The following is a 12,153-nucleotide window of genomic DNA, read 5'->3' on the forward strand; positions in this document are numbered from 1 at the left end:
CTGGGGTGCTTTAACAAATGATAACATTTTATTAAATCCAGCTCTATAGAAAAATTCTTGAATGTTTTGATGGCTTTTTAGTAGAAATAATTAGTTGAACAAAAAGTCATGTGTATAAACGAAAGACACCAGTTAACATTTATCATATCAGATTTTTGGTAAAAATGCAAGGGGCTTTTTTTGAGGCGCGTTTTTTTTCTGGTAGCTCTCAGAGGATGAAAATGTTGATGTTTACCTGCTGCTATGAGGTTGATTGATATATTTGATCGGGATTAGATAAATAACTGGCTGGGGATGCTTTAACAAATGATAATATTTTATTGAACATGGCTCTATAGAGAAGTTATTGAATTGAATATATACAGTTAAAACATTTCCTGAAGCACTCCACCCAAGGAGACGAGGGGTGAAAATTTCCTACTCTTGCACATCCCGTTAATTCATTTTATGAAGCTTCCGACTAGAGAGGAGGTGAATGGTGAAAAATTTCAATTATTTCTCTGTAGGCAATAGTTAAAACATTTTCTGAAGCATCCCAAAGGAGAAGGCGAGTGGTGAAAATTTCCTACTGTTGCGCATGGGGTTAACACATTTTATTAGGAACCCTAGCATAAAGGATGGATAGTTAACGAAGCACAACACACCAACCAAAACATCTGCGATCAAAATATCTCGCAGAGATGGTGCGTTAATGAAATGTAACGCACCCTATAAAGATAACTACAAAATAGCTAACAACTTAATCCGTATATCCGTGGCATAATCCGTGTGAGCTAAATTAAAGCAGCCATTTTCACATCATTAGTTGCCAACAACTCCTGTAACTCATCAGAATCTACAGTCTCCTTATCCACCAACATTTCCGCCAACTTATCCAAAACATGACGGTTGCCTTCCAAAACTTCCTTCGCCCGACGATAAGCTTGGTCTACCAAATTACGCACCTCATCGTCAATAGCAGCAGCAGTTTCCTCAGAAAAATCTCGCTCAGACATAATATCCCTTCCTAAGAACATATTACCATTCTGACGACCAAGAGCCACAGGACCCAAGCGATCGCTCATGCCAAACCGAGTCACCATTTGACGAGCAACACGAGCCACCTGCTGTAAATCATTAGAAGCACCAGTAGTCACCTCTTCATCACCAAAAACAATTTCCTCAGCTAAACGACCACCCAAAGCAACCGCCATTTGATTTTGGAGATAAGCACGGGAATACAAACCAGAATCCATCCGGTCTTCACTAGGAGTAAACCAAGTTAAACCACCAGCACCCCCACGAGGAATAATACTAATTTTCTGTACTGGGTCATAATCAGGCATTAACGCTCCGACCAAAGCATGACCAGCTTCGTGATATGCTACTAATTCCTTACGCTTCTCACTCATTACTCGGTCTTTCTTCTCTGGACCAGCTAATACTCGGTCAATAGCATCATTAACTTCGTCCATAGAAATTTCTGTTAAGTTGCGACGAGCTGCTAAAATAGCAGATTCATTTAATAGATTAGATAAATCTGCTCCAGTAAATCCAGGAGTCCGACGGGCAATTTTTTCTAAGTCCACATCTTTAGAAAGACTCTTACCACGAGCATGAACGTTGAGAATTTCTAGACGGCCTGCATAGTCAGGGCGGTCTACTACTACTTGACGGTCAAAACGGCCAGGACGTAGGAGGGCAGCATCTAAAACATCTGGACGGTTAGTTGCAGCTATAATAATGATACCTGTGTTGCCTTCAAAACCATCCATTTCGGTGAGTAACTGGTTAAGAGTTTGTTCTCTTTCGTCGTTACCACCTCCTAAACCAGCGCCCCTTTGACGACCTACTGCATCTATTTCATCTATAAATACGATACAGGGAGCGTTAGATTTGGCTTGTTCAAATAGGTCTCGAACCCTAGAAGCACCAACACCTACGAACATTTCGACAAATTCTGAACCGGAGATGGAGAAGAATGGTACTCCTGCTTCTCCAGCAACAGCTTTAGCTAATAAAGTTTTACCTGTTCCGGGTGGTCCGACTAATAGTACGCCTTTTGGTATTTTGGCTCCTACTGCTGTGAAGCGATCAGCGTTTTTCAGGAAGTCCACTACTTCGGTTAGTTCTAGTTTTGCTTGCTCGATTCCTGCTACGTCGCTAAAGGTGACTTGGGTTTGAGGTTCCATTTGGACTCTAGCTTTGGATTTGCCAAAGTTCATTGCTTGGCTACCTGGTCCACTTTGAGCACGACGTAGTAGGAAGAATAATCCTACTAATAATAGGACGGGGAAGAATAGGCTACTTAATGCTCTAACCCAGAAACCTTCTTCGTTTTGGGGCAGTACGGAAATATCTACTCTGTTTTGAGTGAGGATGTTAATTAGATCTGGGTCATTGGGTAGATTGACTCGGAAGATAGTTCCGTCTGCTGCTTTGACTCTAGCTACTGTCCGGTCAGCGCTTATACTTACTTTATCTACGTTTTTGTTTTCTATTTGTTGAATGAATTGACTGTATTTCCAGGTTTCACGAGTTTGGGGTTGTTGATCGAAGAATGCTGTTGCTAGGGCGATGACTACTATTGCTAGTAGGGCGTATAGACCAGCGTTTCTCCATTTTTTATTGTTCACTAGGGGTTGCTCCTTTTAATCTTTTATGGTAAAGGGACTATAGTTATTAATCCTTATATATTAACTTATGTTAACTTGCTTCTCATTATGTTATCACAGTTTTAGCGCTAATTAAAAATCAGGAGTCAGGAGTCAGAATTTTCAAGGTTTTTAGCTCAAGTTAACTATTATAAAACTTATTACATCAGGACTTACGCAGTAAGGCTATACCTAGTATGGGATAATGACCATTAAGCTCTACAGATGGTGTATGATTTTGTTATTTGTGTAAGTCTTGTACATCCTATTTTGGATTGCTATATAAGTGAAGTCAAAAGTTAAAATTTAGAATCTTTACTTCGACTTCTATAACTCGTAATTGATAACTTTAGAGTTAACTTGATAGATATCACAAATATTTGTAGTTTCAAATTTTAAATATGAAATAATTTCCCGAACTACTCTGTCATCTTTATAGAAGTGAAAGTCAAAAGTTAGAGTCTTTGCTTCGACTGCCATTTGAGAATTCAAAAGTTAAAAGTCAAAATGCAAAAGTTAGAATTTTGGCTTTGACTGTTATTACTGATAACTGAAAAAGCTGATAATTGAAAAAGCTGAGAACTGAAATGAATAATTTGAATTATCTAGAAACTTCAGGATGGCTAAGGTCATTAAAAGAGGGAAAGTCAATAGATTATAATTATAGTCCTTTGCCTTGGTATTCTTATCCTGCCATTGAATTTATTGAGGATAAATTAAAGGGTGATTTTCGAGTATTTTAATATGGGAGCGGACAATCAACTTTATGGTATGCTCGGAGAGTTAAAGAGGTAATTTCTGTAGAACATAACTCTGATTATTTTATGGGAGTTTCTACTTCTATTCCTAATAATGTCAAGCTGGTTTTGAAAGAAGATAGGCAAAAATATGTTGAGGAAATAAGTAATTATGATGATGGTTATTTTGATGTAATTATTATTGATGGAATTGAGAGAGTTAAATGTGCTGAAGTATGTGGAAATAACCTCTCTAAATCTGGCTGGATAGTTTTTGATAATTCTGATAGAGAGGAAAATAATATAGCAATACTTTTTTGGCAAAGTCAAGGGTTTAAACGGATAGATTTTTATGGTTTAGTTGCTTCTCAAAGATATAAAACTTGTACTTCAGTTTTTTTTTCAAAGAGATGATTTTTGATCTGATTTAAAATTCCCAAGTCAAAAAAGGTCTTGTTTGAGTATTTCTCTTGGTCAAGGTGAGGCAATAGCTAGAAGAAATAATCAAAATGAAGGTAGTAAAAATAATCAAGTTTTGGCTTGTTACGAAGCTATTAAAAGTCAACCTGATTCTGCTGAAGTTTACCAGAAATTAGGGGATGTTTATTACTCTCAAGGTGAAATTGAAAAGTCTATTCGTTCTTACCAGAAAGCTATAGAATTACAACCTGATTTGGCAATACTTTATGGAAAGTTAGGCAAGTTTTATTCCCAAAAAGGTTAACTATGACAGGCGATCGCTTGCTTTAAAAAAGTTATTAATCTTGAACGAAATTCGCCAGATATATATTGGAGTATTAGTCAGATTTTACAGCAACAAGGTAAGTTATCTGAGGCTGAGGTTTATCAGGAAAAAGCATTAGAAATTAAACCCGATATAATTACAAAATCTTATGCTTTGAATCAGCTTGATTTTAAACTTACTCGTTACCTAGCTTGGGAAAATGGATTTTTTATTGAAGTTGGTGCAAATGATGGAATAAGTTAAAGCAACACTTTATATTTTGAGAAGTATAAAAACTGGCAAGGTATTTTGATTGAAGCAATACCGGAGTTGGCGGAAAAATGTAGAGTTAATCGCTCTAAGGTGGAAAATTATGCTTTAGTTTCTTTTAATTATGGTCAGGATTATATATAAAAATGCACTATTGTAATTTGATGTCTTTTGTTGATGGAGCGATGAATTCGGAGGAGGAAAAAAGATTTCATTTACAAAGGGGATGTCAGGTTCAAAATATTAGTAATAGTTATGAAATAAGTGTTCCAACAATGACGTTAACTGGGATTTTTGACAAGTATGGAGTTAAAAATATAGATTTGTTTTCGGTGAAGTTCTCTCCCGTTAAATCGAAGATTATAACGGGAGTTTCTAAAACAGAGATGATTGAATCCAAGTTTCAGAAGTTTCTTGCTTCACAGGCTGACTAATGTCTAAGCCTCCACAAGCAGACAAGATGATACCCACCTCGTTTAATGCTTTATTTAATATGTTAATTGCAGCGTTCTCGTCTCTATCTAAAACCGTTTTACACTTAGGGCAAGAATGAGTTCTAACTGACAAAGATTTAGGTACTTTTTGACCACAATTACTACAATTTTGTGACGTATTTTGAGGGTTGACTTTGATAAAATGAACACCGCGTTTTACCGCTACTGCATTCAATTTTTCCAGAAAAGTCCCCCAGGCTACATCATAAATTGATTTTGATAATTTAGTATTTCTAGCTAAACCTTTAATATTAAGTTCTTCTACAGCAATTAAATCATACTCTTTAACTAATTTATGAGCAGTTTTATAGTGGAAATTTTCTCTTTGTCTAGCAATATGTTGATGCAATCTAGCTATTTTATTTTGTGCTTTTTTCCAGTTATTAGAACCAATTTCTTTTCTAGCTGCTTTACTTTGTTTTCTAGCTAAATTAGATTGGGCTTTTCTATAGAAATTTGGCACAGAAACAGTTTCTCCAATATTAGTAGTTAAAAACTCTTTTAAGCCTACATCAATACCTATCGCAGTTTTCATATTATCTTTAGGAATTAGACTGGGAACTGACTTATCTTCCAAACTAAAACTGACATAATAGCCATCAGCTTTTTTGATTATAGTTGCAGTTTTCATAGTAAATCCATCTGGAATTGGTCTATGAACTATTACTGGAATAGCACCAAATCTGCTAATAATAATTTGCTTACCATCAAATTTCACTGCTGCTTTAGGATGATTGACCCTACTAAAGCTTAATGACCTTAGTTTGCCAGACTTTTTAAACCTTGGTCTACCAAATCTTTTACCTGTTTTGTCAGGAATTAACCAACGTTTCCAAGCTTTATCTAGTCTTTGTAGATTAATTTGTTGAACTTCAGAGTAAATTTCTTTATACTCAGGAAATAATTGTTTTGTTTCTTTAAGTGCTGATTGCTGAAAATAATAATCTGGTCTACAAGGAATCTTGCCAATAGGACATGAAATTGTTGAGCATCGGTCTATTTGACATCTAGTTCTATTTAACCAATCTAATCTTTGAGAAAGGGCATAATTCCAATGTCTCCTCAAAAGTTCTAACCAATTATCTATCTTAGTCTTAGCTATTTGTTTTGGATTTGGTTTGATTTTGTAACAATGGCTTATTATCATTTCTTTGCTCTTTCGACCAGAACTATATTATAATAGTTTGTGTAGAATTTGTCTATACACAATGAAGAAAACAGGATTAAATATACGAATAAGTCAGAACAGATTAAATAAGCTGAGATTATATGCAGCAGAAAATGAAAAAACGATGACCCAAGTAATAAGTGATTTTATAGATTCACTGAGACTTAAAGACAAGAAATCAGAAGAAAAACATCAATCGACACCTATTTAATTTGCAGCTCGGCAATTCCCATCCCGTTAAATCGGAGATTATAACGGGATACCCCTTGCCGAATCTAGTTGGATATTGAAGGTTTTGAATTAAATGTTTTGCAAGGTATTAATTTTGATAAATATCAACCAAAATTTATGTTGATAGAGGTACGTTATGGAGATAGAAAAGCTATTGATTATTTTTTAAGACCTTTATTTCAATCTATTGCGGTGTTTTATAATAACTAATAACTGAATTTTAACCATTTTAGTTCAGACATAATAACTGATAACTAATAACTGAACTTTAAGCCTTTTGGTTCAGCAATAAAAACTGATAACTAATAACTGAAAGTTAACTCATAACTCAAATGACTCAATTTCAATTAACAACTCCTGTAGTTCTAATTATATTTAATCGACCAGATACAACAGAAAAAGTATTTCAGATAATTCGTCAAGTAAAACCTCCTCAATTATTTGCAATAGCTGATGCTCCTCGTATTAATAAATCAGGAGAATTTGAGAAATGTATGGCAGCAAGAAAGATAATTAATCAAGTTGATTGGAAGTGCGAAGTTTTAACTAATTATGCTGAGATAAACTTAACTGGTAAAAGAAGAATTCCTAGTGGCTTGAACTGGGTTTTTAGTATGGTTGAATCAGCAATTATATTAGAGGATGACTGTTTACCACATCTGACTTTTTTTCAGTTTTGCCAAGAATTATTAGATAGATATCGTCATAATAAAAAAGTAATGGCGATATCTGGAGATAATTTTTTGTTTGGTCAAAAATATATAGAATCTAGTTATTATTTTTCTCATTATTTTCATGGTTGGGGTTGGGCAACTTGGCGACGAGCATGGCAAAATTTTGACGATAAATTGACATTATGGCCTCAATTACGAGATAGTAATAGGTTAAATAATATTCTCTCAAATACTCAGGCAGTTAAATATTGGTCAAACATTTTTGCTAAGTGCTATGAAAATTATTTAGCTTGGGATTATGCTTGGTTATTTGCTGGTTGGAGTCGTAATAAATTAACAATTATTCCTCGGATAAATTTAGTTTCTAATATTGGTTTTAGCCCAACTGCTACTCATACTAAAGATGTGAATAGTAAGTTTGCTAATATGTCTGTGGAGGAAATGATTTTTCCAATGAATCATCCTGATTCTATTATTCGTAATATTCAAGCTGACAAATTTACAGAAAAAATCATGTTTAGTGGTAGTTTAGAAGTTCAAAATATTCATTGTAAAGTTTGTGGTTCGGTATCTTATAATTTTGATACTGCTAAAGTTTTGAATAAATATAATGTTGATTATTTTCAATGTTCTAATTGTGGGTTTATACAAACGGAAAATCCTTTTTGGTTAGATGAAGCTTATCAGCAGGCGATCGCTAGTAGTGATGTAGGTTTGGTGTCTAGAAATCAGAATTTTTCTTTGATTACGGAAAATTTGATTCTTAATTTTTTTGATGCTGATGATAAGTTTTTGGATTATGGTTGTGGATATGGTTTATTTGTCAGGATGATGCGGGATTTGGGATTGGATTTTTATGGATATGATAGGTATTGTGAAAATATTTTTTATGAAGGATGGGAAGGGGGAATAAATGGGGAGGAAAAATATGAGTTAGTGACTGCTTTTGAGGTGTTTGAACATTTTATAAATCCTCTGGTAGAGATTGAGAGGATATTGCAAAAAACGAGAAATATTTTGTTTAGTACGAAGTTATTGCCCTCGGATAATCCTGGTGTTAATGATTGGTGGTATTATGCTTTGGAGGAAGGTCAGCATATTTCTATTTTTACTAGAAAAGCTTTATCTTTTATTGCTCAAAAGTTTAAACTTAATTTATGTTCGGATGGAGAATCTCTACATCTATTAACTGAGAAAAGTTTATCAAGTTCTGAGTTTTTCAGCATATTTAGGGTGGGTAGATATAAGCCTGAGAAAAGGAAGGAATCTTTAACGAGATTAGACCATGAAAAGGTGACTGAAAGAAAATCGAAAACTCAGCAGCAGTTAACTGAGGTAGGTTATAAAAATATTACAGAAAGAAAATTGAAAACTCAGCAGGAAATAACTGAGCTAGGCTATGAAAAATTTACAGAAAGAAAAGGAAAACCTCGGCAGCAACTAACCGAATTAGACTATGAAAATATTGCAGAAAAGAAACTAAAAAATCAGCAGCAACTAACCGAATTAGACTATGAAAATATTCCTGAAATAAAAGGAAGAGCTAGGCAGGAAATAACTGAAGTAGATTATGAAAATCTAGCAGAAAGAAAAGGAATATCTAGGCAGGAAATAACAGAGATAGACTATGAAAATATTGCAGAAAAGAAACTAAAAAATCAGCAGCAACTAACCGAATTAGACTATGAAAATATTCCTGAAATAAAAGGAAGAGCTAGGCAGGAAATAACTGAGCTATACTATAAAAATTTTACAGAAAAGAAACTAAAAAATCAGCAGCAATTAGATTTCAAGGTTCTGATTGATGGTGTATTTTTCCAAATCAATAATACGGGTATTGCTCGTGTCTGGAAGTCTTTGTTGGAAGTATGGTCAAAAGATAGTTTTGGGAAAAATATTTTAGTGCTTGACAGATTAAAAACTGCCCCGAAAATTCCTGGCATAAACTATCGTGTTATCCCTGGATATAACTACGGTAAAATCAATGAAGACCGTCAAATGTTACAACAAATATGTGATGAAGAAAATGCCGATATTTTTATTTCTACTTATTACACAACACCTATTTCAACGCCATATATATTTATGGCTTATGATATGATTCCAGAAGTTTTAGCTAAAAGTCTTGATAACCCTTCATGGCAAGAAAAACATCGTGGTATTAAACAGGCAATTTCTTATATTTCAATTTCTGAAAATACGACTCGCGATTTAGTAAAATATTTCCCTCAAATATCTGGAAATTCTATTAAGGTTGCTCATTGTGGAATTGAATCTAAGTTTTCTAGAGCGACTCCTCAAGAAGTTGCTAATTTTAAACAAAAATATCAGATTAATTATCCATACTTTCTGATAGTTGGTGAGAGAATAGGTTGGCTTGGTTATAAGAATACTATTTTATTTTTTCAAGCTTTTTATAAATTGGTAAATTCTTCAGAATTTGAGATTGTTTGTATTGGGGGAAGTAAAAAATTAGAGCCACAGTTAAGCAAATATATTTCTGGTAGTAAAATTCATTTATTGCAAGTAAGTGATGAAGAATTAAAGTCGGCTTATTCAGGAGCGATCGCTTTAATTTATCCTTCTAAGTATGAGGGTTTTGGATTGCCTATTTTGGAAGGAATGGCTTGTGGTTGTCCGGTTATTACTTGTAAAAATTCTTCGATTCCTGAAGTGGGAGGAAATGCAGTTTTATATATAGATGATAATGATGTTAATGGGTTAGTAAATGCTTTGGGTGAGGTGCAAAAACCTGAAGTTCGGCAAAGGTTGATTGCTGTTGGTTTAGCACAAGCTAAAAAGTTTTCTTGGTCGCGAATGGCTAAGATTATGACTGATGTATTTATTCAGACTTTTAATCAAATTAAAGAAAAGGAATTATCTGCTATTCAAAATAGTAAAAATTCAGATGAAATTACTTTTCAGATAAATCAAGGGCAGTTAAAAATGCAGGTTAAAGAAAAGGAATTATCTGCTCTGGAAGATAGGAAAAATTCAGATAAAATTCCTTTTCCAATAAATCAAGAGCAGTTAGAAATGCAGGTTGAAGAAAAGGAATTGTTTGCTATTCAAGATAATAAAAATTCAGAAGAAATTCCTTTTCAGATAAATCAAGAGCAGTTAAAAATGCAGGTTGAAGAAAAGGAATTATCTGCTGCGGAATATAGGAAAAATTCAGATGAAATTATATTTCAAATAAATAAAGAATTATCTGCTGTGGAAGATAGGAAAAATTCAGATGAAATTCCTTTTCCAATAAATCAAGAGCAGTTAAAAATGCAGGTTGAAGAAAAAGAATTATCTGCTGTGGAAGATAGGAAAAATTTAGATGAAACTCGGTTGAAAATAAATCACGGACAGTTAGAAATGCAGCGTCATTTTGGGAATGTTAATTCTCTAGATGAAGCTATGTTTAAACGAGTAATTACTAAGAATAAAATTGACAATATGTCTCCTCAAGAACTAATGGTAGCTTGGGAAGATTCAGTCTTAGATTATACTCAAAAAATTCTTTTAGAAATTCCCGTAAAGCCAAAATGGAAAGTATTAGAAATTGGCTGCGGATTTGGTTGCTTCATCAAAAAATTCCGAGAAAAATTTGCACGGGTAGATGGTGTAGATATTTCGGAAAATATGATTAATTTTGCTAAACAATATTTGGCTGATGGAAAACAAAATGGAGAAGTTTATATTAATAATGGCTATGATTTACAACAATTTCCTGACCAAAATTATGACTTTGTTTATGCAACAATTGTATTTCAAAATATTCGTTCTATTTCTATAGTCAAAAGTTATTTAAGAGAAACATTTAGAGTGTTAAAACCAGGAGGATATTTCCGACTTCAGGTACAGGATCCTAGCACTCCAGATTTAGAAAATTTTGATGAGGAAGATGCAAAAGATAAACAATATTATTTTTCTGGGAATGCTTATACTGAGGAACAATTAAAAGATTTATTAATGGGAGCAGGGTTTAATTTAGTTTCTTTAAAATCTGCTAAACCTTCGATTTGGGCAACGGTAAGGCGAGAAGAAAAAGTAGAAGTAGCTGTAGAACATTTTCCTCGAATAACTACTCTTAAAAATAATCAAATGAGTATTGAATATCCAGAAATTTCTCCATTGTCAGATAATAATCATCGACCTTTTTGGTCTGTGGTTATTCCTACTTATAAAAAGGTGAAATATTTAGAACAAACTTTGAAAAGTGTTTTGGAACAAGCTCCTTCTCCAGAGGAAATGCAAATAGAAGTAATTAATGATTGTCCTGATAATAAAATCCAAAATGAAATAGCAGCTATTGTCCGAAAGGTAGGGGGAGAAAGGGTTAATTTTTATCGGCATTTTCCTCAAGATATTGGTCAAGCTCCGATTTTTAATGTTTGTCTTCAAAGAGCAAGAGGATATTGGATTCATTTACTCCATGATGATGATTTTGTTTTGCCTGGTTTTTATGAAAAGTTACGTCGGGGAATAGAAAATAAAACAACTTTAGGAGCAGCATTTTGTCGCCACTATTATATAGATGAAAATGATAATAAAAAGTTTTTGTCTGTGTTGGAAAGAGACACTCCTGGAGTTATAGAAAAATTTTTAGAAAAGATTACTGTAGAGCAACGTATTCAAGTTGTGGGAATGGTGGTTAAACGTGAAGTTTATGAACAATTAGGTGGTTTTTGTGACCAAGCTGTTTCTGCTGCTGACTGGGAAATTTGGAAGCGAATAGCTACTTTTTATCCTATTTGGTTTGAACCGGAAATTTTGGCTTGTTTCCGTTTACATTCTATTTCGGAAACTTCCCGTTTAATGCAGTCTGGAGGTAATATAGAAAATGCTAGGAAAGCTATAGAAATTACTGAAACTTATTTACCAAAAAATATGGCTGAAAATTTATCGAATCAAGCTAGGGAACATTATGCTCTTGAAGCTATGAAAATGGCTGCTTCTATGTTGAAAGGAGGTAATACTAATGGAGCGATCGCTCAGATTAGGGAGGGTCTTAGATGTAGTAAGTCTCTTACGGTAATTAATTTATTGGTTTCTATTTTAATTAATGCTGAAACAGAGGTTGAATCTTCTTTGAGTCAGACAAAAAGTCAGTCTGAAGTATCTTTAAAATCTCAGTCATTAGATTCTAATAAATCTGGAGATATTGATATTGAATCTTCTTTGAGTCAGACAAAAAGTCAGCCAGAAGTATCTTTAAAATCTCAGTCATT

The 12,153-nt window shown here is 33.8% G+C and carries 8 protein-coding genes; 6 read left to right on the forward strand and 2 right to left on the reverse strand.

Going from position 1 to position 12,153, the window contains the following annotated elements:
- Positions 1 to 773: 773 nt before the first annotated feature.
- Positions 774 to 2,615 (reverse strand): ATP-dependent zinc metalloprotease FtsH3, encoded by a 1,842-nt coding sequence (gene ftsH3 / locus VKJ25_RS06815; RefSeq protein ID WP_324235874.1) that lies wholly within the window; start codon positions 2,613 to 2,615, stop codon positions 774 to 776.
- 605 nt (positions 2,616 to 3,220) lie between these two features.
- Here ftsH3 and VKJ25_RS06820 point away from each other — a divergent pair.
- The 4 genes from VKJ25_RS06820 (at position 3,221) to VKJ25_RS24485 (ending at position 4,358) form a co-directional block, all read left to right on the forward strand.
- Positions 3,221 to 3,376 carry a hypothetical protein gene (locus tag VKJ25_RS06820; protein ID WP_324235875.1) on the forward strand — a complete coding sequence of 52 codons (156 nt, stop codon included), beginning with the start codon at positions 3,221 to 3,223 and terminating at the stop codon, positions 3,374 to 3,376.
- An 81-nt stretch (positions 3,377 to 3,457) separates the two neighbouring features.
- Positions 3,458 to 3,784, forward strand: coding sequence for a hypothetical protein (locus VKJ25_RS06825; protein WP_324235876.1), 327 nt, complete (start codon positions 3,458 to 3,460; stop codon positions 3,782 to 3,784).
- Positions 3,785 to 3,827: 43 nt separating this feature from the next.
- On the forward strand, positions 3,828 to 4,094 hold the full coding sequence (locus tag VKJ25_RS06830) for a tetratricopeptide repeat protein (RefSeq protein ID WP_324235877.1): 267 nt from the start codon (positions 3,828 to 3,830) through the stop codon (positions 4,092 to 4,094).
- A gap of 60 nt (positions 4,095 to 4,154) precedes the next feature.
- Positions 4,155 to 4,358 (forward strand): tetratricopeptide repeat protein, encoded by a 204-nt coding sequence (locus VKJ25_RS24485; protein ID WP_375340308.1) that lies wholly within the window; start codon positions 4,155 to 4,157, stop codon positions 4,356 to 4,358.
- Between the two features lie 381 nt (positions 4,359 to 4,739).
- Here the strand turns inward: VKJ25_RS24485 and VKJ25_RS06835 are convergent, their stop codons facing one another.
- The gene (locus tag VKJ25_RS06835; RefSeq protein ID WP_324235878.1) at positions 4,740 to 6,005 is read right to left on the reverse strand and encodes an RNA-guided endonuclease InsQ/TnpB family protein; all 1,266 of its coding nucleotides are present in this window, start codon (positions 6,003 to 6,005) and stop codon (positions 4,740 to 4,742) included.
- A 300-nt stretch (positions 6,006 to 6,305) separates the two neighbouring features.
- Between VKJ25_RS06835 and VKJ25_RS06840 the strand changes: the two genes are divergently transcribed.
- A complete protein-coding gene (locus VKJ25_RS06840) occupies positions 6,306 to 6,467 on the forward strand; it encodes an FkbM family methyltransferase (RefSeq protein ID WP_324235879.1) in 162 nt (53 codons plus the stop codon).
- Positions 6,468 to 6,589: 122 nt separating this feature from the next.
- The coding region (locus VKJ25_RS06845) for a methyltransferase domain-containing protein (RefSeq protein ID WP_324235880.1) at positions 6,590 to 12,153 on the forward strand (5,564 nt) is incomplete at its 3' end.

This window comes from Okeania sp., assembly GCF_035285525.1.
Classification (GTDB): domain Bacteria; phylum Cyanobacteriota; class Cyanobacteriia; order Cyanobacteriales; family Microcoleaceae; genus Trichodesmium.

Bases quoted from the DNA above. Each gene is read 5' to 3' on its own strand.
- VKJ25_RS06820 (WP_324235875.1), top strand. From the start codon at position 3,221: ATGAATAATTTGAATTATCTAGAAACTTCAGGATGGCTAAGGTCATTA.
- VKJ25_RS06825 (WP_324235876.1), top strand. From the start codon at position 3,458: ATGGGAGTTTCTACTTCTATTCCTAATAATGTCAAGCTGGTTTTGAAA.
- VKJ25_RS06835 (WP_324235878.1), bottom strand. From the start codon at position 6,005: ATGATAATAAGCCATTGTTACAAAATCAAACCAAATCCAAAACAAATA.